The organism is Tahibacter sp., from assembly GCF_032229445.1.
Classification (GTDB): domain Bacteria; phylum Pseudomonadota; class Gammaproteobacteria; order Xanthomonadales; family Rhodanobacteraceae; genus Tahibacter.
The window spans coordinates 1-22,116 of the sequence record NZ_JAVTWC010000143.1; the positions used below are offsets into that span (position 1 = coordinate 1).

At 67.1% G+C, this 22,116-nt stretch carries 18 protein-coding genes and 1 pseudogene; 10 read left to right on the forward strand and 9 right to left on the reverse strand.

The window, feature by feature from the left end:
* The 3 genes from RUU78_RS25580 to RUU78_RS25590 all read left to right on the forward strand — a co-directional run.
* Positions 1–800 (forward strand): efflux RND transporter permease subunit (locus tag RUU78_RS25580; protein ID WP_313920732.1); only part of this gene is annotated, 800 nt, incomplete at its 5' end.
* Positions 801–856: 56 nt separating this feature from the next.
* Positions 857–1,264 (forward strand): hypothetical protein, encoded by a 408-nt coding sequence (locus RUU78_RS25585; protein WP_313920734.1) that lies wholly within the window; start codon positions 857–859, stop codon positions 1,262–1,264.
* Positions 1,265–1,383: 119 nt separating this feature from the next.
* A complete protein-coding gene (locus RUU78_RS25590) occupies positions 1,384–1,689 on the forward strand; it encodes a hypothetical protein (protein WP_313920737.1) in 306 nt (101 codons plus the stop codon).
* 39 nt (positions 1,690–1,728) lie between these two features.
* Here the strand turns inward: RUU78_RS25590 and RUU78_RS25595 are convergent, their stop codons facing one another.
* The 6 genes from RUU78_RS25595 to RUU78_RS25620 all read right to left on the reverse strand — a co-directional run bounded on the left by RUU78_RS25595 (position 1,729) and on the right by RUU78_RS25620 (position 11,048).
* Entirely contained in the window at positions 1,729–3,654 is a 1,926-nt protein-coding gene (locus RUU78_RS25595) for an FTR1 family protein (RefSeq protein ID WP_313920738.1), read from the reverse strand.
* Positions 3,655–3,757: 103 nt separating this feature from the next.
* Entirely contained in the window at positions 3,758–6,967 is a 3,210-nt protein-coding gene (locus tag RUU78_RS25600; protein ID WP_313920740.1) for a CusA/CzcA family heavy metal efflux RND transporter, read from the reverse strand.
* Entirely contained in the window at positions 6,957–7,745 is a 789-nt protein-coding gene (locus RUU78_RS25605) for an efflux RND transporter periplasmic adaptor subunit (protein WP_313920741.1), read from the reverse strand. Before RUU78_RS25605 ends, RUU78_RS25600 begins: the two co-directional genes overlap by 11 nt.
* Positions 7,746–7,915: 170 nt before the next feature.
* On the reverse strand, positions 7,916–9,235 hold the full coding sequence (locus RUU78_RS25610; protein WP_313920742.1) for a TolC family protein: 1,320 nt from the start codon (positions 9,233–9,235) through the stop codon (positions 7,916–7,918).
* Entirely contained in the window at positions 9,235–9,858 is a 624-nt protein-coding gene (locus tag RUU78_RS25615; RefSeq protein ID WP_313920743.1) for a cation transporter, read from the reverse strand. The genes RUU78_RS25610 and RUU78_RS25615 overlap by 1 nt, the downstream gene beginning before the upstream one ends.
* Positions 9,855–11,048, reverse strand: coding sequence for a DUF3703 domain-containing protein (locus RUU78_RS25620; protein ID WP_313920744.1), 1,194 nt, complete (start codon positions 11,046–11,048; stop codon positions 9,855–9,857). The genes RUU78_RS25615 and RUU78_RS25620 overlap by 4 nt, the downstream gene beginning before the upstream one ends.
* Before the next feature lie 80 nt (positions 11,049–11,128).
* On the opposite strand from RUU78_RS25620, the gene RUU78_RS25625 reads away from it, so the two are divergent.
* Entirely contained in the window at positions 11,129–11,599 is a 471-nt protein-coding gene (locus tag RUU78_RS25625; RefSeq protein ID WP_313920745.1) for a helix-turn-helix domain-containing protein, read from the forward strand.
* Positions 11,596–12,528 (forward strand): annotated as a pseudogene (locus RUU78_RS25630) (tyrosine-type recombinase/integrase); the annotation flags it as partial. The gene RUU78_RS25625 and the pseudogene RUU78_RS25630, both read left to right, overlap by 4 nt.
* Before the next feature lie 102 nt (positions 12,529–12,630).
* Here the strand turns inward: RUU78_RS25630 and RUU78_RS25635 are convergent.
* Entirely contained in the window at positions 12,631–15,582 is a 2,952-nt protein-coding gene (locus RUU78_RS25635; protein ID WP_313920747.1) for a Tn3 family transposase, read from the reverse strand.
* A 219-nt stretch (positions 15,583–15,801) separates the two neighbouring features.
* Here RUU78_RS25635 and RUU78_RS25640 point away from each other — a divergent pair, with 219 nt between their 5' ends.
* Positions 15,802–16,293 (forward strand): aquaporin, encoded by a 492-nt coding sequence (locus RUU78_RS25640; protein ID WP_313920749.1) that lies wholly within the window; start codon positions 15,802–15,804, stop codon positions 16,291–16,293.
* 75 nt (positions 16,294–16,368) lie between these two features.
* Here RUU78_RS25640 and RUU78_RS25645 read toward each other — a convergent pair whose 3' ends face one another.
* Together RUU78_RS25645 and RUU78_RS25650 are read right to left on the reverse strand one after the other, a co-directional pair.
* Positions 16,369–17,187 (reverse strand): enhanced serine sensitivity protein SseB C-terminal domain-containing protein, encoded by an 819-nt coding sequence (locus RUU78_RS25645; protein WP_313920751.1) that lies wholly within the window; start codon positions 17,185–17,187, stop codon positions 16,369–16,371.
* 6 nt (positions 17,188–17,193) lie between these two features.
* On the reverse strand, positions 17,194–17,979 hold the full coding sequence (locus RUU78_RS25650) for a hypothetical protein (protein WP_313920752.1): 786 nt from the start codon (positions 17,977–17,979) through the stop codon (positions 17,194–17,196).
* Between the two features lie 148 nt (positions 17,980–18,127).
* Between RUU78_RS25650 and RUU78_RS25655 the strand changes: the two genes are divergently transcribed.
* The 4 genes from RUU78_RS25655 to RUU78_RS25670 all read left to right on the forward strand — a co-directional run.
* The gene (locus RUU78_RS25655) at positions 18,128–18,412 is read left to right on the forward strand and encodes a helix-turn-helix transcriptional regulator (protein WP_313920754.1); all 285 of its coding nucleotides are present in this window, start codon (positions 18,128–18,130) and stop codon (positions 18,410–18,412) included.
* A gap of 517 nt (positions 18,413–18,929) precedes the next feature.
* A complete protein-coding gene (locus RUU78_RS25660; RefSeq protein WP_313920756.1) occupies positions 18,930–19,313 on the forward strand; it encodes a hypothetical protein in 384 nt (127 codons plus the stop codon).
* Positions 19,314–19,380: 67 nt separating this feature from the next.
* Positions 19,381–20,682, forward strand: coding sequence for a TolC family protein (locus RUU78_RS25665; protein WP_313920758.1), 1,302 nt, complete (start codon positions 19,381–19,383; stop codon positions 20,680–20,682).
* The coding region (locus tag RUU78_RS25670) for an efflux RND transporter periplasmic adaptor subunit (protein WP_313920759.1) at positions 20,679–22,116 on the forward strand (1,438 nt) is incomplete at its 3' end. The genes RUU78_RS25665 and RUU78_RS25670, both read left to right, overlap by 4 nt.

A 22,116-nucleotide genomic window follows, 5' to 3' on the forward strand; every position in this document is an offset into this window, starting at 1 on the left:
AGATCACGCTGGGCGGCGTCTCGCGCATTGAGATCAGCGACGGCCCGCCGATGATCAAGAGCGAGAATGCACGCTTGTCCGGCTGGATCTATGTGGACGCGCGCGGCCGTGACCTGGCCTCGGTCGTGCACGACCTGCGTGAGCGTGTCGCGCGCGACGTCGTGTTGCCGGCCGGCACGTCGATCACCTGGTCGGGCCAGTTCGAGTACTTCGAGCACGCGATGGCCAAGCTGCGCGTCGTGATTCCGGCGACGCTGCTGATCATCTTCGTGCTGCTGTACGTGACGTTCGGGCGCGTCGACGAGGCGGTGCTGATCCTGGCCAGCGTGCCGTTCGCGCTGATTGGTGGGTTCTGGCTGATGTATACGCTCGGGCACGCGTTCTCGATCGCGACCGCGGTCGGCTTCATCGCGCTCGCGGGCGTGTCGGCCGAGTTCGGCGTGATCATGCTGTTGTACCTGAAGCATGCGTGGGAACGGCGTCTAGCCGCCGGCGAGCCGGCGACGCCGGATACCTTGCTCGAGGCGATCCGCGAAGGCGCCGTGCAGCGCGTGCGCCCGAAAGCGATGACCGTGGCGGTGATCCTGGCCGGCCTGCTGCCGATTCTCATCGGCACCGGCACGGGCTCGGAAATCATGCAGCGCATCGCCGCGCCCATGGTCGGCGGAATGATCACCGCGCCGCTGCTGTCGATGCTCGTCATCCCAGTCGTCTTTCGGCTGCTGCGCGAGCGTTCGCTGCGCGCTTCGCCCGGTCTCGATTGCTCTGCTTCTTCCCACGTACCGGCGACGCCGGCGTGACGGCGCTCGCGCGCTCGGCGCGCGAGTGCGTCGTTCCCAACACAGGAGAATTTCCCATGAATCGTTCAACGCTCTCGTTCGTCATCGGTCTGGTGCTCGGTTTGCTAGTCGCGACCGGGTCTGCGCAGGCGGAATCCTCGGCTCACTCCGGTGACGGTTCGATCACGGCGATCGACGGTGACACGCTGACGCTGTGCTTTCGGCATGCGCCGGTGCCGGCGGTCGGCGACACGCTTTCGCTCGAGCGCGAGTGGATCCCGTTCTCGAAAGGCACGCCGGCAAGTCCGCGCTATCACCCCGTGGGGCATGCGCGCGTGGTCGCGGTCGGCGCGCCGCCCTGCGTGCAGGCCGAGCGACTTGACGGCAAGCCGCGTCGCTACGACCGCGCACGGCCTGACGCTGCGATCAGCGCGGCGCCGGCACCTCAGGCTGCGGAAGACCATCGGGCGGGCTTGACTCCGTAGCGGCTACAGCCCCTAGGCTGGCCGCCGGCGAACGATGGAGCATCCCGATGAGCCATGTCGGAACCGGGCCCAGCGCACCGTGGACGGGCGTAGCAGCCGGCCGTGCGCGGTGGCTTCTCATGCTGAGTGTCGTCGTGCTCACGGGGTGCGTTCATGCCGTGACACCGCCCACGACGGAACGTCTGGGTTGGGTCAACGCGGTCATTGATGGCACGGCCATCGTGGACCCTTCCGAGCACCGCTGTGCCGCGTTGCTGACGCCGCAGGAACGTGCCGCCCGGCGCTGGGTCATCGTGGGTGTTCCGCACGGGCGCTACCGACGCCTGCATACCGTCGTGCTGCCGGACGGCCTGACCGTGCAGCGCGGTGACCGCGTGCGGATCGACCCTACCGACTGCCAGGTGGCGCTTCGGCGCGACGAGTAAGAAGGCTCTTCGTCGCGCTGAAGCGCTCCGCATGATCGCCTAGCGGCGATCCGCGGTTGTTGGTTTGCCACTGCGCCGGTTCACCACGAATCCAAGGACCGCAACGATCAGGACCGCCAGTTGCGCGAGCACTGGCTGGAGCGAGGGATAAATGCCCAGTAGCGCCAAACGGGGACCATCGATCGGCTGCACCGCAACCCATCCGGCCTCCTGCAGCGCGGCGACTCCCTTGCCGGCGAGCACCACGGCGAGGACGGCAATCAACAACGAACTCCAGCTAAAGAACTGCGCGATGGGCAGGCGCTTGCTGTAGCGAAGCAGGACGACCGCGATGACACCCAGCAGAACGACACCAGTCACGAGACCGGCCAGCAGCGCGAGGCCGTTGTTCTCGTTCCACAACGCGATGTAGAACAGGATCGTCTCGAACACCTCGCGATACACCGAAATGAACGCGAGCGCGAACAGGAACCAGGCGGAGCGCCGTGTCAGGGCGGCCGACAGTTTCTCGCGCACGTACTGCTGCCAGCGACCGGCAAGACTCTTCTGGTGCATCCAGATCCCAACGCCCAACAAGACGGCCGCGGCGAACAACGAGGAGATGCCTTCCGTCACCTCGCGCCCGGCACCACTGACGCTGACCACATAGGTGGCGATACCCCAGGTGAGCAGACCGGCCAGCAACGCGCCCATCCAACCCGCATGGACATACCGCAGGACGTCGGTCCGTTCGGCTTTGCGCAGAAACGCGATCATCGCAATCACGATCAGCAACGCCTCCAGTCCCTCACGCAGCAGAATGGTCAGGCTGCCGAGGAAGGCGGTCGTCGCATCGGCACTCGAGGTGCTAAGTGCGGTGTCCGCACTGTCGATCAGCGTGCGCAGCACGTCGGCTTGCGCCGCAATGTCAGCGACGGGAGCGCCGCGCGCGATGCGGGCACGGTATTCGCCCATGGCGTGTTCGACGCGATCCAATAGCGCACGATCGTGCAGCGCCAGCGACGGTTCCACCGGCTCGAAACCGTCCAGGTAGGCGGACAAGGCCAGCGCGGTGGCACGCGCCGGATCGCCGGCGGTGTATGCGGTTTGGCTTTCCTTCAACCGCTGCCGCGCGAGCACGAGGCTTGCGGCCGTCGTACGGCTTGCCGTGACAGCCTCCGGGTGCGCGCGCAGATAAGCCAGCGCCGCACGCGCCGGTTGCTCGCCCAGACTCGCGCTGAGTTCGGCCTCGGTGATGCGCGTCACCGCATCCAGGTTCGGGAAGCGCTCGCGCAGCGCCGGGGTTGCCTGCCACAACTGCTCGCCGTCGCGTTGCAGTGTGGGCGGATACGCCAGCGTTCCGACGCGAAACGCCAGCGCCCAGCGTTCCTCGTCAGAGAGCGTCGTAAAGGCCGGCATGGCCGTTCCGGCCACGCCCTGGCTGATGACCTGGTACAGGGCGAATGTGCTGCGCTCACGCGCGCGGGCCGCATCGGCAAAGGCCACGGGCGGTGGCGAGAGCGCCGCGGCGGCGGGTCCGTCCGCGTGGCCGGTCAGCCCGTGGCAACTGCTGCATTGGCTGACGTACAGCGTCTGGGCGCGCGACAGATCCGGCACGGCGCGAGGCGCCACCGCGATGCCGTAGGTGGCCAGCAATGCGTCGGCCAATCCGTGTGCCAGGCGCGCTACCTCGGCGGCATCGGCCTTCGCCGCGACCGCGCCGACCAGCTGGTCGGCTTGTGCCAGGTGCGTGTCGCGCTCGTTGCTCGCGGGGAGCGACGCCAGGCGCGTTCGGGCCGTCGCCACGAACTCCTGTATCTCCTGGTACTCGGTCGCACTCACGACGGCGTGGTTGGCCACCGCACTACCGTAGTCCACGCCCACATAGTCCAGTAATTGCCAGACCTGACGCACGTCCGCCTCCACGGCCGGCGTCGTTGCGGCGTGCAGCGGCAGTACGACCAGCAGCGCGCACAACGCACCCATTATCCCACGTGATAACCAAGACACAGGCAGTTTCCAGTGATAGGGAGAATTCATCGAGCATGCGCGACGCCGGCTAACTCGGCCCGCCGCAATGTTGCGTGCCTCACGTCGCCATCGCCGCGGCGGTGCTGCGGCGGTTGCGTGTCGCATGGACGAGGCGATATAGCGCGGGCAGCACCAGCAGCGTCAGCAAGGTCGACGAGACGATGCCACCGATGACGACCGTGGCCAACGGACGCTGCACCTCGGCGCCGGCGCCGACATTGAACGCCATCGGCACGAAACCCAGCGACGCGACTAGTGCGGTCATCAGGACGGGGCGCAAGCGCCCGAGCGCGCCGTCGAAGATCGCATCCTCCAGCCGATCCCCTTCATCGCGCAGTTTCCGGATGAACGCGATCATGACCAGGCCGTTCAAGACGGCAACGCCCGACAAGGCGATGAAGCCAACGCCGGCGGAAATCGAGAACGGGATCCCGCGCAGCAACAGCGCGAACACGCCGCCGGTCAACGCCAGCGGTACGCCGCTGAAGACCACGAACGCATCGCGCGCCGAGCCGAACACCATGAACAGCAGGCCGAAGATCACGAGTAATGTGACGGGCACGACGATCGACAAGCGCTGGCTCGCCGACTGCAGTTGTTCGAACGTGCCGCCGTAGCCGATCCAGTAGCCCGCCGGCACCTTCACCTCCGCGTCGATGCGTTGTTGCAGGTCGGCGATGAAGCCGCCGAGGTCGCGGCCGCGCACGTTGGCGGTGACGACGACGCGGCGCTTGCCGTTCTCGCGGTTGATCTGGTTCGGGCCGATTTGGTCCTCGATCCGCGCGACCTCGCGCAGCGGGATGTACGCGGGCGCGCCGGCCTGCCAATCGGCGAGCCGGCTGGATTCATCGGCGTTGCCGTGCACCGGCATGGGCACCGGCAAGTCGCCCAGTGCCGCTGCATCCTGCCGCAAGGCCTCGGGCAGCCGCACGACCAGGTCGAAGCGGCGATCACCCTCGAACAGCTGACCGGCCACCGTGCCGCCGATCGCGGTGCCGACCACCGCCTGCACGTCGCTGGCGTTGAGTCCGAAGCGCGCGAGCGCTGCGCGATCCGGCACGATCGTCAGCATCGGCAATCCCGTGATCGGCTCGCGCTTCACGTCCGCCGCGCCGGGGATCTTCTTTGTCACCGCTTCGATCTTGCCGGCGACCGCCGCCAAGGTGTCCAAGTCATCGCCATAGACCTTGATCGCGACATCGGCACGCACGCCGGAGATCAGTTCGTTCGTGCGCATCTGGATCGGTTGGGTGAGTTCGTAGTTGCTGCCGGGCAGCTCCTTCGCTGCGTGCTCGATCTCTTCCACCAGCTCGGCCTTGGGTTTGCGCGGGTTTGGCCACTGCTCGCGCGGCTTCAGCATGACGTAGGTGTCTGCGATCGACGGCGGCATGGGATCACTTGCGATTTCGGCTGTGCCGATCTTGCTGAACACGCCGGCGACTTCGGGTACCTGCTGCAGGCGCTTCTCGAGCTGGATCTGCATCGCCAAGGATTGTGTGAGGCTGGTTCCGGGCGTGCGCAGCGGCTGGACCAGCACGTCACCTTCGTCGAGGCTTGGGATGAACTCAGTCCCGAGACGCTGCGCGGCAAAGCCGGTGACAACGACCAGGAGCGTAGCCGCCGCGACGGTCAGCACCGGTGCGCGTAGCACCGTTCGCAGCACGGGTTCGTAGACCCGGCGTGCGGCGCGCAAGATGGCATTCTCGTGGTCGGCCACACGCCCGCCGAGCGAGAGTGCCACGACCGCCGGAATGAACGTCAGCGAGAGCGCCATCGCGCTGCCCAGCGCGAGCACGACAGTGATCGCCATCGGGTGGAACATCTTTCCTTCGACACCCGAGAGCGCAAAGATCGGTACGTACACCGCCGTGATGATGCCGACGCCGAAGAGGCTCGGCCGGATGACCTCGGTCGTCGCCTGTGCGGTGACCTCGAAGCGTTCTTCGCGGTTGAGCACGCGGCCCAGGCGCTGCTGGGCTTCACCGAAGCGGCGCAGGCAGTTCTCGATGATGATCACGGCGCCGTCGACGATGAGGCCGAAATCGAGCGCGCCCAAGCTCATGAGGTTGCCCGACACACCGCCGCGCACCATGCCGGTCAGGGTCATCAGCATCGCCAGCGGAATGACGGCGGCCGTGATCAGCGCCGCACGCACGTTGCCGAGCAACAGGAACAACACGACGATAACGAGGAGCGCGCCTTCAATGAGATTCTTCGCCACGGTGGCGATCGTGCGATCCACCAGCGCGGTCCGGTCGTAGACGGTCTTGGCGGTGACGCCTTCCGGCAGGCTCTTTTGTACCTGCGCCAAGGCCTGCGCCGTGCGCTGGGACACCGCGCGGCTGTTCTCGCCGATCAGCATGAACGTCGTGCCGAGCACGACCTCACGGCCGTTCTCGGTGGCCGCACCGGTGCGCAGCTCCTGGCCTTCGCCGACGTCGGCCACGTCACGGATGCGGATCGGCACGCCATCGCGCCGGTCCAGCACGATGTCGCGCAGCGCATCGAGATCGGCGATCTGCCCGGGCACGCGCACCAGGTACTGACCGCCGTGGCGTTCGATGTAGCCGGCACCGAGGTTTTCGTTGTTCTTGGCGATCGCCTCGACGACGTCACGTAGTGCGATGCCGTAGGTGGTGAGCTTGGTCGGGTCTGGCGTGATGTGGATTTGTCGCTCATAGCCACCGATCGTGTTCACGTCGGTGACGCCGCGTACCGTGCGCAGCTGCGGACGCACGACCCAATCCTGCAGCGTGCGCAGGTCCATCGCGCTCCACGGCGTGCCGTCGGGCTTGCGCGCGTCGGGGGCGGCCTCGACCGAGTACATGAAGATCTCACCCAGGCCCGTCGCGACCGGTCCCAAATCCGGATCCAGAGCCGCCGGCAGTCGCGAGCGCACCTGCTGGATCCGCTCACCGACCTGTTGCCGCGCGAAGTAGATGTCGGTGCCGTCTTCGAACACGGCCGTGACCTGCGATAGGCCGTACTTGGACAACGAACGCGTCGACTCCAGGTGCGCGAGGCCCGCGAGTGCCGTCTCGATGGGAAACGTCACGCGCTGTTCGGCCTCGAGCGCCGAGTAGCCCGGCGCCGGCGTATTGATCTGCACCTGGACGTTGGTGATGTCCGGCGTCGCGTCGATCGGCAAGCGCGTGAAGCTCCACGCGCCGAGCGCACCAATGCCCAGGGTGAGCAACAGCATCAGCCAGCGATGGGTGATCGCGAACCGGACGATGCGTTCGAGAAACGACGTCGGGCTAGTCGTCATGTTCGACACTCGACTTTTCGATGTCGGCCTTGATCAGGAAACTCTGCTCGATCACCACGGCGTCACCGGCCTCGATGCCATCCAGCACTTCGACGTGCTGGGCATCACGCCGGCCGAGCTTGACCGGGCGGGCCTCGTAGTCCTCACCCTCCTGGACGAAGACGACGTCGCGGCCGCCGAGCGGTTGGATCGCACTCAAGGGCACGAGGAGTTCCACCGGCGACTCGCCGACGCTGACGCGCGCGCGGACGGCCGCGCCGGGCCGCCAGTCGCCATCGGTGTTGCGCAAGGTGGCGCGCGCGATCGTGCTTTGGCTCGCCGTTGCCGTACCGGGAAGAATCCGGTCGAGCGTGGTCGTCACGGTCGCGCCGTCGGCGAGCCGCGCCACGGTCACCGTATGGCCCGGGCGGATGTGCTGGGCGTCGGCGCCGAAGAGGTGCACGTCGACCCAGAGTGCGGAGAGATCGGCGACCTCAAAGAGCGGCCTGTCGCTGGCGAGATCCCCGACCGTGACGTTGCGCGCCAGCACCGTGCCGGCAATCGGGGCCGTCACCGCATACTCCGAAAGGCTGACGTTGCTCTCAACGACCGCCAGCGTCTGGCCCGCCTTCACCGTTTCGCCGATACCGGCGCGCACGGCGCGCACCGGCCCCGGAAAGCGGGCCACGACGCGCGCGTAGCGCCCTTCGATCGGTACCAGCAATCCTTGTACGGCATGCTCGTCATGAATCACGCCGGCGCCGGCCGGCGCGGTGCGGATACCGGAGGACTGCGCCATGGCCGCCGCGATGTGCGTGCGTGTGGCTTCACCGTGCTCCTCGTGCTCCTCGTGCTCGCCGTGTGCTTCGGCGGTCGCCGCCGGCGCAGCGACGCTGGGTGCCTCGCGCTGGCAGCCGGCCAGGCCGGTGAGGAGGGCCGCGGCCGCGAGGCCGAATCGATGACGGACCATCATGGTGTCGCTTCCTTGTCGGGATCGGCGGTCAGGGGTTCGCCGGTGAGGCGTTGGATTTCGATCAGGGCGCGCTGTGCGTCGATCGCGGCGCTGAGCTGCTGCTGGCGGGCCGCGGTGGTCTCGCTTTGCACCTGCGCCCATTCCAGGTAGCTCAAGGCGCCGGCGCGGTAGGCGCGCTCGGCCGCCGCTTCCGCTCGCTGCAGGCGCGGCAGCAGATCATCGCGGCTGCGCTCGACCTCGGCCTTGCTCGCGGCGAACTGGCCGTAGGCCTGGGCGAGCGTGGCGTACAGCGTCAGCTCGCTCGATTCGCGCTCTAGGGCGAGCGCTTCGCGTTCAGCGGTGGCCGCGCGAATGTCCGGTTCGGCGCGCCGCGCGCTACCGAGCGGCATCGACACGCTGCCGACCAGCCCCCAGTCGGCACCGTCCTGCAGACGACGGACACCCACCTGCCATTCCAGATCCGGTGTGCGTGCGCTGCGCGCCAACTGGAGTCGTGCCTCGCGGATACGGGTCTCGTCGGCGAAGCGCTGCAGTTCCGGCGTGCGCTCCAGTTGCGTGGCGATCGCGGCGAATGCGGGCAACGCCGGCAGCGCGCGCGGATCCCCGGTGACGTCGATCAAGCTGTCCTCGCGCTCGCCCCAGAGCAGCACCAGGCGACGGCGCGCCGCGGCGACATTCGCGCGGGCGCGATCCCGTTCCAGCTCGGCGCGTGCTTGCAACGCCTCAGCGGTGAGTCGCGCCGACTCCGGTGAGGCACCGGCTTTCAGGCGCTGCGCCGCGGCCGTAACGGTGCGCGCACGCTGGGCGACGTCGGCATCGCCGATGGCGACCTGCGCCTGCGCCGCGACGACATCGAGGTACCGCCGCGCCACCTCGGCCAGAAGATCCAGGCGCTTGGCTTCCCGTGTCAGCGCCAGCGCGTCGATGCGGCTGGTAGCCAGCGCCTGGCGTGCCGCACGCTTGCCGCCCCGTTCGAGCACGGACGCGAGCGTCAGCGTGAACTCGGCACCGTGGACGCCCGAGGCGGCGCCGGTTCCGAACGCGTTCTCCAGCGTCGCGCCGACGGTCAACGCGGGCCGCTGCGCCGCGGTGTCGGCCGCCGCCCGCAGACCCGTCTCGGTGTAGCGGAAGATCGCGAGATCCGGGTGTACGGCAACGACGCGGTCGATCGCCTGGTCGAGCGTCAGTACCGTCTTTTCCGACGCAACGGACGCTGGCACCGACCCTACATCGGCCCCGGCCGACGCCGTCGCCAGCAGGAGCCAGGCGCCCACAAGAACCTGCCGCCGCAGGCCGCGCAGCAAAGACGCGCCCATCAGGAACGCTCCTTGGGCACCGCGCGCGTCGGACCGGCTTCTCGCGCCTCGGACAAGATTTCCAGCGCTTCCTTGCACACGTACAGGCCGATCAGCGCGCCGACGACGAGGTCCGGGTAACGCCACCCCGTCGCAAGAATCAACAGGCCGGAAACGACCACACCAATATTTGCCACGACGTCAGCGCGGGTAAAAATCCAGGTTGCGTGCAAATGCACTTCGCCGGTGCGGAACGGCCGCAGCAGGCGCAGCACGGTGAGATTGACGGCCAAGGAGACGAGCGCCGTGGCGACGATAGGCCAACCGATCGGCTCGCTGCCGAACCACGCCCGGCGGCCGACCTCGACCAGCACGCCGACACCCAGCAGCAGCAACAGGCTGCCGCTGACACCGGCGGCGCGCTGCTTGAACCGCGCGCTGCGGCCGATCGCGGCCAGACCAATCGCATAGGCCGTGGCGTCGGAGAGCATGTCGAGCGCGTCGGCCACGAGGCCCGTTGACTGCGCCCACCAACCGGCCAGCGAGCCGATGACGGCCATCGCGGCGTTGAGCGCCAGCGCAATCCATAGCACGCGGCGCTCGGCGGCCGTGTTCGCCTCGGCATGGCAGCCGCAATCACTCATCGGGAATTTCCTTCGGTCAATTTCGTGAGGTCGGTGGGAATCGGCATGCGTCGGAACGCGCTGACGCGGGCGCCGCCGGTATTGCCGCGCGGCATCCATAGCCAGGTAAAGAGTGCGGCCGCCGCGATGCGCAGCAGCTGACCGACGATTTCCCGCGCATCCCGTTGCCGGATGGCCCATCGCAGGAACGCCACATGGCTGCGGACATGCGTTCGTGTGCGCGATTGTCCCAGCACGTGAGCGCGCTCGAAGGCGGCATAGGCCGCCGCGGCATTACCGTCGGCGAGCGCCGCGTCGCCCTGCGCCAGCGCCGCCTGGAACGCGGCATCGCGCGGAAGGATCGGTGTGGGTGCCGCGCGGAACGGCCACCGCAGCTGCGCGCCATAGGCCGCCGGGACGGTGTCCTCGCGCAATCCCACGTCGCCGGCGCCGACGTGGCCGGGACGATCGAGAAACGTGCCGAAAAGACGGTCCCAGACCAGCCAGAACTCGCCGAAATTGACCTGCGCGTCCTCGTACTCGCGCTTGTGGTGCCAGCGATGCAGTTCGGCCGTTCCGAGCCAGCGCCGCAGCGGCCCGACCGAGTAGTCGAGGTTGGCGTGCTGGAACGCCAGATGCACGCTCAACAGCGCCAGCCACACGCTCACGACCAGCGCCGGCGCGCCCAGCGCCACGACCACGAGCAGGCCGGGGCCGGCCATGAGCAGCGCGCTCAGCGGATGCCGGCGTTCGCCGTTGAGCCAGTACAAGCGCTCGGCGCTGTGGTGGATCGCGTGCAGGCGCCAGGCCCACGCGAATCGGTGACTCACGCGGTGCATCGCATACAGACCCAGATCGACGATCGCGCCGGCCAGGAGGCACTGCACCCACGCCGGCCAGGTGGTGGGCCACGCCACGCCTGCCGGGATGACCGTACGCAACGCGTGCAGCGCGTAGGCGGGGCCGGCCAGGAGCGCGAAGTTGACCAGGCCGTGCAGCCGATCCGCGCGCGTGTCGCCGTGGTCGCGCTGCCAGGCGCGCTCGAACGGCTGCAGGCGCTCCAGCAGCGCCACCGCGCCAATACCGGCGGCCGCGGCGATCAGCAGCGTCGGCCACGCCGGCAGTACGCCGAGGAACACGAGCGTGGCGGCCGCCGCCATCGCGCCCATGACGAGGGGATAGGCGCCGTAGCGCACGGCAGTGACGAGCATGGGTCGAGCTCCTGACACCCCTGGTCAGGGGCTTCGAAGGGCGCTAGCCTAAAGTCCGTAGTCGCTCCGGAGTCAAGTCGATGAAGATCAGCGAAGCGGCCGCCGCCAGCGGCTGCCACCTCGAAACGATCCGCTACTACGAGCGCATCGGCCTCTTGTCCAAGGCTGCCCGCCGCGACAACGGCTATCGCGACTACACCCACGCCGAAGTGGAACGGCTGTGCTTCATCACGCGCGGCCGCGAACTCGGCTTCAGCCTCGAGGAAATCCAGAGCCTGCTGGCGTTGGCCGAGCAGACCGATATGTCCTGCGCCGACGTCGACCGGCTCGCGCGCGAGCACCTGGCCGACATCCAGGGACGCATCCAGGCCCTGCAACGCATGGCCCAGGAGCTCGCACGCACCATCGAGGGCTGCGCCGGCGGCGCCCGGGCGCGCTGCGCGATCCTGAGCGACCTGCAGACGCCGGCGGACCGCGCTGCGCCGAACGCCACGCCGGCGCCCAAAGGCGGCCGCCGCCCCGCGGTGCACCGACCCGGTATCGATGCATGAATCGCGTCGAGCAGTACCTGGAAGCCGCCACGCGCGCGAATACGCGCCGCAGCTACGAAGCCGCGACGCGGCATTTTGAAGTCGACTGGGGCGGCCATCTGCCGGCCACCGCCGACAGTGTCGCGCGCTATCTCGCCGACTATGCCGGAACGCTTGCCATCAACACGCTCAGGCACCGCCTCGCGGCGCTCGCGCAATGGCACGCCACGCACGGCTTCGCCGACCCCACGCGCACCTCGCACGTGCGCCAGGTCATGAAGGGCATCCAGGCGCTGCACCCAGCGCTGGAGAAGCGCGCCACGCCGCTACAGCTTGAACAGCTCGCCCGCATCACCGATGGGCTCGAGCAAGCGGCCGCGCTGGCCGATCGGACCGCACGGCCGGCCGACGCGCTGCGCCATCGGCGCGATCGTGCCCTGATCCTGCTCGGGTTCTGGCGCGGCTTCCGGGGCGACGAACTGCTGCGTCTTCGCGTGGAGCATTTGCAAGTCGTTCCTGGCCAGGGCATGACGTGCTTTCTGGCGCGCACCAAGGGCGATCGCCAGAACACGGGCACGACCTACAAGGTGCCGGCGCTCACGCGCTGGTGTCCGGTCGCGGCCGTCACCACCTGGCTCGAGGTGTCCTCGCTCACGGCGGGGCCGGTGTTCCGGCGCATCGACCGCTGGGGACACCTGGCCGACGACGCGCTGCACCCCAACAGCCTAATTCGTGTGCTGCGCCACGTGTTCGCGGCCGCCGGCGTCGCCGACGCCGCGACGTACAGCAGCCATTCGCTGCGCCGCGGTTTCGCCGGCTGGGCCAACGACAACGGCTGGGACGTCAAGACGCTGATGGAATACGTTGGCTGGCGCGACATCCACTCGGCCATGCGCTACATCGACGGCGGCGATGGCTTCGCGCAGCGGCGCATCGAGACCGCCTTGCCGGCCATCGGCCAGGACCGGTAGGCGACGAAACCGGCGCGAGCCGGCCTGTGATCGAATTTTGCCTTCATGTTGGCTCGCCGCGCTGGCGGCCCGCCACATCGACTACGCCGAGCGGCGCGTGCCCGAGCGCGCTTGGATCAGCATCTCGCGATACCGGTCGATGCCGAAGCGAAACAGTCCGCGAAAGTTGATGTGGCTCGAGTGGGCCGGCCCCATCCGCGCCAGCCACGTGTCCTCGACCGTCTGTCCGGCCTTACGCCACCGATCGACGACGGCTTGCATACGATGGGTGTTCCACGCCACGACCACGTTCGTCAACAGCGTATGCGCGCCGGAGATCGCCACCAGTTCGTCCCGCCGCCGTCCGCGTTCGGGCGCGATCTTGCCGGTGTACACGGTCCGCTGCAGCTGGTGGACCGACTCACCGCGGTTGAGCACCGTGTAGATTTCACGGCGAAAGGCAGGATTGGAAAAGTAGTCGCACAAATAGGCCGTGCGCAGCAAGCGACCCAACGGGTCGGCCGCGCGGCGCACCGGATCATCGTCGGCCGCGCTGCCCAGACGTTGCAGCATCACCGTGGCACTCACTCGGCCACTCAGGATCGATGCGGCCACACGCATCATCTCGTCCCAGCCCGTCCGAATCGCTTTGAGCGACACATCGCGGATCACCACGCGCTCCAACCCTTCCGGCGTATCCATCCGACGCGGCAGGAACAGCTTGCGCTCGGCGAGGTTCTTCAGGCGCGGACACAGGTCAAAGCCGAGCAGCTTCGCGAAGGTCATGCCCGGGTACGTATAGCCGTGCGTGTCGACCGCGAGGCGCTGCAACCGGGTTCCCTCGTTGGTTGCGTTGTGCTGCACCACACCTTCGATCGCAGGCCCCGCCTGGCGTTCGTTCAACACCACGGGCTGGTTGTACACAATGCCGTGGTGGTCGAGCAGATGTGTGTAGACACCGACTGCGTACGTGCGCCGGCGCGGATCCACGCGCGCGTTCCACAGGTTGCGCGATGCGTCGATGCTCATCATGTCGCTCGAGCCCAGACTCCCGGTGCCCCACAGCGCCGCGATGGCGTGCTGGCGCTGGAACTCCACCACCCGTCGGTTCGCCCGCTGCAGGCGGCCCGGCGACTCCAGGGCTCGCATCGCCGCGGCGACATGGCCCGGGTCCAGTTGCGGAATCATCGCGGCCACGCTCTTGGCGTCGATTTCGGTGCCGTGCGCGAAGAGCGCCGCATAAACCGCCACAAGCTCGTGTTCGTCGACGGCGCGACGGCCGAGCAGCACCTCGCTGAAATTCACCAACGCGTCGATGTCCAGGATCAGGTCCGGAAACTGCACGCTGCCGATCTGCCGGTACATCAGGTCGCGCAGCCGTTGCGGTTCGACTTCATCCGGCAGCGGATCCATCGCCGGCAGCCGGAGCATGCCCTGCGCATCGATCGATACGGCGCCATCGTTCTTGGCCTCGACGACCGCTGCCAGCCCCGCTTCGATCAGCTTCAAAATCGGGTTGACATAGGCGTCGGGATCGGCCGGCAGTGATAGCGCGCTCAGATACTGCGACTTCTCGCGTTCCCATTGGTCGCGAGGAATCAGCATCTGCTCGCGCTCGCGGAAGGTAAGGCTGTGGTCGATCCAGATCGAGCCGCGGCGCAGACCCTTGCGCAGCTCCAACGCGGTGCAGGCTTCCAGCGCCCGAAACGCGCGGCGGCGATCGCTGGCATTGACGAGCGGATCCCAGACCTTGGAGACGGCCATCTTCTGGTCCGCCGGTATCGCGTTCACACCGGCCGCGTCCCATTGCCGAAGTTGCTGCAACTGGTTCAACGACCGGTCGTTGGGTCGTCCTCGAAATTCCAGGTTCGAGACCGCCGACAGCAACGAGTGCACGCGCACCGGATCATCCGACAGCGCCTCGCGGACGACCGCCGCATGGCTGTTGGGGGACAGATCGCCGAGTGCGTCCAGCACCTCGGTGATCGCGGCCAGTCGCTGCTCCGGGGTCCGGGTCGCATCACTCACCAGGTCTTTGATGCTGGCCAAGCCTGCGCGGTAGTCCCCAGAGCGCTGGGCTTGCCGCGACTGCGTCTTTCCAGAGGCCTGGCGCGAGAAATCGCCAATCCGCCGGCCGGTTTGGAACAATGCGCTGTCGGTGAGATCCAGCAGGGTCATTCGCAGGAAGCAGATCACTTCCAGCAACTGGGTATTGTCCTTGCGACGACGGGACTCGGACGGTGGCCTGCCGGCAATGGCTTGCGCGTAGGCGCGCTGCCGCGCCAGGGGGATAGCCAGCAAGTCCCACTCGTGGACGTGCAACGTCTTCAGAAAGTCGATCTTGGCCAACGTTTCGTTGAGCGTCGACGGACTGTGCCGGCGCGGCGGCGTCTTCAACCACTCAAGCACCGTCATGCCCGCATCGCCGCGGGTGGCGAAGAGGGCTTTTCGACAGGCTTGACGCTGATCCGTTGGAATGACTGTCGTGATGGTGCGGACCGCAGCACGTTCGATCCCTGCGAACGCGTCGCGCGCCAGATCCCGCAGCGCACGGTCAGCAGGGATGAGCACCTTCTGGTCATACAGCCAGTGCGCGCCAGCCGTCACCAATTCATCGATCGAGGCGACATCGCCGGCATGCGTCGACAGGACGCTCGACAACTGGGCGAGCATGTCCTTGGAGACGTCAACGATACCCAGATGCCGGCGTGCCCAACGTTGATGCTCGGAGGCTGTCTCGCGGCGCTTGTAGATCGAGCGCAGGGAGGCGATCGATGGCGGCTGTACCTGCAACGCGGTACCGAGCGCTCGAAGCAATGCGGGTGGGAGTAGCGGGGCATTATCGAGCGCTCGCCCGGTGGTGCGCAGGAAGACGATTTGCGCCGCCATCGCCACCATTCGATTCTCGACGCCGGGCAAGCGGTCGGCGTGAAATCGGTCGCGAATGGCCTGTATGGTGTCTGCCGGCAGGCGGAAGTACACATCGATGTCAAACGCCGGCAGATTGCGCGGCAAGCGATCCGCGCCGATGAATCGACTCAGGTAGCTCGACATCTGTGTCTCCGACCAGATCCGAGCAGCCAGAATACGAGCGCTGCGGGATGGCAGGCAACGCGGGGGCTGGTGATAGCGACCGCTCCCAGGTCGCCACAAACTGCACGAAAAACAACGGGCCTCGGATCGCGCTCAAACCTAGTGAGCTGATTCGGCTAGCTTTTTTTGCCTAGGTCGCCACAAATTGCACGGAAAACAAGATCACCCCTAATCGCGCTGTTGGGGCCGATCAGCGGCGCTCACTTCAACCCCGCGGTGTCGGCGATCGAGGTCCTGCGTCGACGCCTCACGGCCGGCGACGCTGCGGTCTACATCGTCCTGCAGGTTATTGGCTGTTGTGCCGGCGCCGTCCTGGCGCACGCCATGTTCGAACTGCCGCTGTTGCAGGCCTCCACGCACGCACGCACCGGATCGGCACAATGGTTGGCCGAGGCCGTGGCAACGTTCGGTCTGCTGTGCATCGTGATCGGACATCGTCGCGCAGATGACGCGCCCTGGATGGTGGCCGCCTGGATTGGTGCCGCGTACTGGTTCACCGCATCGACCTCGTTCGCCAATCCCGCGATCACCCTCGCCCGCTCCCTGACAGATACCCTCGCCGGCATCCGACCTGTCGACGTGCTCGGGTTCATCCTTGCCCAGGCGTTCGGCGCGGCATTAGCCTTCCCCTCCGCGCGGTGGCTGTTCGCCGTGCCTACGCGGTCGAGCTAGCGGATCGGGCGTCACCCGAGGCCGCTACCGCGGGACGTGGCATGGGGCGTGGCTCACTGGTCGCCGGACGCTCTGCTATTGCGCCGACGAGGTCACCGCAGGGGCCGCGAGCACTGCCGCCATGCGTCGATCGAAAAATCGGAAAGCCGGCTCGAATCCGTAGCTCAACAGCCCGCGTTCGCCGGATTTGAGGTGGACAATGTCGAGGTTGTACGGCCCGTGGTAGGTATCACGGATCACCAGGCCACTATCCCGCACCACGGGTTCGGGATCGCCCTCGATGTCGAGGCCGAGTAGCAGGGACTCGGGTGCATCGTCATAGAGCCCCTTCACCAACGCTACATAGGCGCCGTGTACCTGCGGAAGCTGGCTATAGAGCAGCGTCAGCGCGTCTAACAAGGGAAACGGGGGATCGACGACCTGGCGGAAGGACACCTGCCGATCCGTTTCCAATGCGAAGCTCTCTGGGACGACCAAAAACCGGCTCGCCAGTATCGCCTCGACGTCGGACGGCATCACTTGCAGGTTGAATTCGCTGTACGGATTCAAATGGAGGATCGCGCCACGTGTCAGTTCGAGAAGTTGTCGCGTCTCGAGTACCAAGCACTTCGCTCCGTGCGGCACCGCTTCGAAGAAGGTTCGCGCGGACGAGAAGAACGGGATGGCGGCAGTGCCGTCAACACGCTTCCACTGCACAAAGTGCACGCGGTCAGGCCGTGCGACGTTCTGTGCCAGCGTCTCGTCAGCGACGATCACAAGAATATGGCTATCCAGGAGCTGGCGATAGAACGCGGGACGCCACGCCGCCGCTTCGCACGCCTGTTTGAGCAGGCCCTCGAGTGCAGCGCCGTCCGGTACAGTGGGAGGAAGGGAAACCATCACGACCGTGGCCACCTGGGATCAGTGTTGGGTCTGTCGAGAAGCGACCGAGCGCGTCAAGGCGTCGAGTGACGGGCGCTCCGTGTAGTACCGGTCCCCGAGGCCCGTCACCATCTCGGCGAAGATCACCGTGATCGCGCTTCGCGGCAGATCCAAAGGATGCGATGGGGCGCGGATTACCCAACCTTCCGTCGACGCACGCCGCACGTAGTTGCGGATCGCCGCCGAGAACGCGTGCCCCGGCTTGCCGCCGCGCGGAAGCAGTCGTCGTTGCTCTAGGGCGAGCGACCGAAGCGCAATGTGCACCAAGTACATGATCTGGTGGACGCTGAATTTGGTGAGGCCGGCTTGCAGCGACTCGGCCGCGTCGGTGGCCCAATTCGGGTTGAATCCCGTGTCCGCGAGCGAGCACCGGGCATATTCGGCAACCTCCGCCAGCGCCAGGTCCTGCCAAACAGCGGCCCAAGTCCTCAATGCCCCTGGGCTGGTGTCGAGTTCGTCACCCCACACGTGGAGCGCCTCGTTGGACGCTCCTGCCGATCGCAGGATCCGCCAACTGACGTTTTCGAAACCGTGCGAGAGCCAGTCGCGGGAGTCTAACCAGTCGTCTGCCCACGACAGCGACAGCTCCGGTTCGATGTAACCCAGGCTCTGCAGGGCCAGCAGCATCCGCTGGGCGAAGCGGCCGTGCGGCGCCAGTGGCTCTTTCAGGTCGGCCAGCGGCAGTAGCCGGGTGCGCGACCGGTCCGCACCGGCTCGCAACGCGGAGACGAAATACAGATCGGCGGTGAGATTCGTCGCAGGCACGGCTCGTCACCTCACGGCTCAGCGGAATGGCCAGGCTTCGGCCTCGTACAGCCCTTAGAAAACAGGAATCCCTTTCAAATGAACACTATAGATTGTAGTTCGATAGGGTTCAATCGGTTGTCATCCGCGAATTCCCGAGAGTTCACGGATGCCGACCAAACGATCCCTTCCTGCTGCACTCAAGTTGGCCCGCAAAGCGCGGGGCCTGAGTCAGGAAGCGTTTGCCGACGTGTCCAGCCGCACGTACATGAGCACGCTCGAGCGCGGCATGAAAAGCCCGACACTCAACAAACTCACGGCCATCTGCCAGGTTCTTTCGGTCCATCCGATGACGCTGCTGGCGCTGTCGTATACCGGCGGAAACGCCGGTGAACTCGACACGCTCCTCGCCAAGATTCGCCGCGAATTCGCGACACTCACGGGCAAGTCCTAGAAATCCCGTTCACGCTTGCAACGTTCGTGTCGCAAGCAACCCGGATTCAACGCATCGCCTTGTTTGTTCGCGCCGATTGCGTCTACCGTTGATACGACGATGGTGACCCGATCTGTGAAGAGCCGAGCATTTCGCGATGAATGAGCTTGTAAACGAATTCGAGTCGCGCTTGACGGACCGTTACGGGGAATTTGTTCCTCCGTCCTCGCTCTGGAAGGAGCTCGGGTTCGCGACGCCGGCGTCGTTTCGAAAAGCGCTATCGCAGAATCGCGTCGAGGTGGAGGTATTCGACATCTCCGGGCGTCGCGGTTCGTTCGCGCGAGCACGCGACGTCGCCCGTTGGCAGGCGACGGTGTATGCCACCCGTCGGCGTCACGCGACCTAGCAAAACTGAGGCATGGGAACCTTCGAGGCGAACTGGAGTCTCGTGGGGGTGCTACCGTCGAAAACAGGGCGTAAGCTGTCCCCGTCATCGCTGGTCTCATTGCTTCTCCCTTTGGACATCCGTCGCCGACCCATGCCGTTTCGCTACCGCCGCCATCGACGCTGGATCGCGCTGTTTGCGCTGATCGGACTGCTGTTCCAGCAGTTCGCGATGGCCGCGTACCTGTGTCCGCAGGAAATCGCGGTCGCGACCGCGCAGGCGACTGCCGAGACGCCGCCGTGCCACACGCCCGACACAGCGGATCAGGCGCGCTGCCACGAGCATTGCCATCCCACCACGCCATCATCGGATCATGCGCCGGCGCTGACCGTCCCGCCCGCGCTACTGCCAGCGACCACGTGGTCGCGTGAATACGTGCGCCCGGCGCTACCGGACGACGCCACGCAAGCGTACGCCCATCGAGCGCGCGGGCAACCGCCGCCGCTGAGCATCCAGCACTGCACCTTCCAGATTTGAGCTCCGCTCGCGATTGATCGTGGCGCCGCGCAGTGCGCGGCCGTTTCGTCATTGCCGTGGAATACTCATGTCATCCCCTCCTCGTTTTTCCCCGCGCAGCTTCGGCCATGCGCGCGCGTCACTGCGTTTTCTTCTGGCCACGCTGACCGCCCTCGGCGCTGGCACGGCCACATCGGCCGATCTCACGCCCATGTCGTTGATGGACGCCGTCCAGTCGGCCGAACGTCAGGCGCCCGAACTGCGTGCGCGAGCCGCAGGCGTGACGGCCGCCGAAGCCGCGGTCGGCCCCGCCGGTCAGCTTCCCGATCCTGAGCTCGTCGTCGGTCTGCAGAACTTGCCGGTGAACGGCGACGACGCCTTCAGCACCACGCGCGACTTCATGACCATGCGCACGGTCGTCATCGCGCAGCAATTTCCGCGGCGCGAAAAACGCCGCTTGCGCAGCGAACGCGCCGCAATCGACGTGGACCGCGAACGGGCCTTGCTGACCAACGAGCAACTCGTCGTCTACGAAGCCGTCGCGCGGGCGTGGATTGCCGCGGCATCCACGGAACGCCGCCTAGCGCTGCTGACGGCGCTGCAGCCACGGGCCGAGGCGCAGTTGGCTGCGGCCACCGCAGCGCTGACTGCCGGCCGTGGAACGGCCGCCGAAGGCATTGCCGCGCGGTCGGCGATTGCCGCATTGCAGGACCGTCTGGATGCCGCGCGGGCCGACCGCGACACGGCTCGTGCAGATTTGGCCCGCTGGCTGCCGGACCTGGGCGATCGCCCGCTGGGTGCGCCGCCGGACTGGCGCGACCTGGGCGGCGATCCCGAGGCGCTGGTGACGAACATCGCGCATCACCGGGAACTGTTGGCCTACGACGCGGCCGAGCGCGCGGCGACCGCCGACGTGGCACTCGCCCGGGCCGAGAAGCGGCCCGACTGGTCACTCGAGCTCGCATACGCCCAACGCGGACCGCAGTTCTCAAACATGGTGTCGGTGCAATTCCGGGTGCCGCTGGCGCTGTTCGCTGCGCGCCGCCAAGACCCACTCATCGCATCGAAGCAGGCGCTGGTCGAACGCATCGACGCCGAGCGCGAAGCGGCGCAGCGCATGCACGGCGCCGAGCTGCGAAAGACGCTGACGACCTGGCGTAGCGCAGTCGATCGCTTGGAGCGCTACGAGCGCGAGCTGCTGCCACTGAGCGAAGACCGCGCCGACGCGACGCTAGCGGCCTATCGCGGCGGCCGCGGCGACCTCACCGCGTCGCTGCGCGCACTAGACGAAGCCATCGAGCAACGGTTGGCCTACACCGACCTGCAGAACACCCTGGGTCAAGCCTGGGCGACCTTGTACTTCGCGTTTCCGACGGAGCGCACGCCATGAACCGCCTATCACTGCTTCTCGCGCTGCTCGTGGGTATCGTTGTCGGCGTCGGCTCGACGGGGTGGTTCATCGGTCGTGGACACCGCGACATGCCGGCCGCGGCGCCGGCTTTGACTGAGAAAAAGGTCTTGTACTGGTACGACCCGATGGTCCCGGCCCAACACTTTGACCAACCCGGCAAATCGCCGTTCATGGATATGCAGCTGGTCCCGAAATACGCAGGCGACGCGCCGGAAGACGCGGGGACCGTGCGCATCGAGCCGCGGCTCGTGCAGAACCTCGGCGTACGTACTGCGCTCGCGACGCGTGGCACGCCGGTGGCCTCTGTGCGTGCGACAGGGACGGTGACATTCGACGAACGGGGCGTGGTGGTCGTGCAAGCCCGCGTCGCCGGTATCGTCGAGCAGCTTGCCGTGCGTGCTCCGTTGACGACGGTCACTGCGGGCCAGCCCTTGCTTACGCTGATCGCGCCGGAGTGGACGGCCGCGCAGGCTGAGTACCTGTCGCTGCGCACGGCCCGTAGCAACGGACTGGACGCCGTGCGCGCGGCCGCGCGACAACGCCTGCTGCTGCTCGGCATGAGCGAAGGCCAGATTCGCGCCGTCGAGCGATTCGGGCGCGCCCAGGATCGCATCACGATCGCCGCGCCGCGTGCCGGCGTCGTCAGCGAGCTGCTCGTACGCGACGGCGCGAGTGTGGCGGCTGGTACGCCGCTGCTGCGCATCAACAGTCTTGATACCGTGTGGGTCAATGCCGCAATTCCCGAAGCGCAGATCGGCCGCGTCGCACCGGGCAATGCCGTGACGCTGGAACTGCCCGCATTCCCTGGCGACTCGCTCGCCGGCACCGTTGACACCTTGCTGCCCGACCTCGATGTCACGACGCGCACGCAGACCGCCCGCATCGTCGTGCCGAACCCGACGCGCCGCCTCGTGCCCGGCATGTATGCGCGCGTCGCCATCACCGGCCGTGCCGCCGATGCAGAGGTCGTGCAAATACCGACCGAGGCCGTGATTGCGACCGGCGCACGCCAGGTGGTCATCGTCGATGCCGGCGATGGCCGCTTCCGTGCGCAGCAAGTTCGTGTCGGTCACGAAAGCGATGGCCGTACCGCGGTTCTCAACGGTGTAGCCGAAGGCGACCGCGTCGTGCTGTCCGGCCAATTCCTGATCGATTCCGAAGCAAGCCTCGCCGGCACGCTGGCGCGGCTCGATGCGTTCGACACGTCGCCGGCGCCGAACGCGCCGTCGCGGTACTCGGCCGACGGCACCGTCAAGCACATCGACGGCAGCATCTGGTCCATCGCGACCGACGCCATCCCCGAGCTGGAGATGGGCGCGATGACTATGACTTTCCTGCGTCCCGACACCGTGCCCGTCGACGGCCTTCGGGTCGGTCAGCGCGTGCGCTTCACCTTTGTGCGCAACGCCGACG

Excerpts from the sequence above, each read along its gene's own strand:
- RUU78_RS25585 (WP_313920734.1), top strand. The coding sequence starts at position 857 with ATGAATCGTTCAACGCTCTCGTTCGTCATCGGTCTGGTGCTCGGTTTG.
- RUU78_RS25605 (WP_313920741.1), bottom strand. The coding sequence starts at position 7,745 with ATGGCGCAGTCCTCCGGTATCCGCACCGCGCCGGCCGGCGCCGGCGTG.
- RUU78_RS25600 (WP_313920740.1), bottom strand. The coding sequence starts at position 6,967 with ATGACGACTAGCCCGACGTCGTTTCTCGAACGCATCGTCCGGTTCGCG.
- RUU78_RS25590 (WP_313920737.1), top strand. The coding sequence starts at position 1,384 with ATGCTGAGTGTCGTCGTGCTCACGGGGTGCGTTCATGCCGTGACACCG.
- RUU78_RS25655 (WP_313920754.1), top strand. The coding sequence starts at position 18,128 with ATGCCGACCAAACGATCCCTTCCTGCTGCACTCAAGTTGGCCCGCAAA.
- RUU78_RS25620 (WP_313920744.1), bottom strand. The coding sequence starts at position 11,048 with ATGCTCGTCACTGCCGTGCGCTACGGCGCCTATCCCCTCGTCATGGGC.
- RUU78_RS25665 (WP_313920758.1), top strand. The coding sequence starts at position 19,381 with ATGTCATCCCCTCCTCGTTTTTCCCCGCGCAGCTTCGGCCATGCGCGC.
- RUU78_RS25660 (WP_313920756.1), top strand. The coding sequence starts at position 18,930 with ATGCCGTTTCGCTACCGCCGCCATCGACGCTGGATCGCGCTGTTTGCG.
- RUU78_RS25595 (WP_313920738.1), bottom strand. The coding sequence starts at position 3,654 with ATGGGTGCGTTGTGCGCGCTGCTGGTCGTACTGCCGCTGCACGCCGCA.
- RUU78_RS25635 (WP_313920747.1), bottom strand. The coding sequence starts at position 15,582 with ATGTCGAGCTACCTGAGTCGATTCATCGGCGCGGATCGCTTGCCGCGC.
- RUU78_RS25615 (WP_313920743.1), bottom strand. The coding sequence starts at position 9,858 with ATGAGTGATTGCGGCTGCCATGCCGAGGCGAACACGGCCGCCGAGCGC.
- RUU78_RS25610 (WP_313920742.1), bottom strand. The coding sequence starts at position 9,235 with ATGGGCGCGTCTTTGCTGCGCGGCCTGCGGCGGCAGGTTCTTGTGGGC.
- RUU78_RS25625 (WP_313920745.1), top strand. The coding sequence starts at position 11,129 with ATGAAGATCAGCGAAGCGGCCGCCGCCAGCGGCTGCCACCTCGAAACG.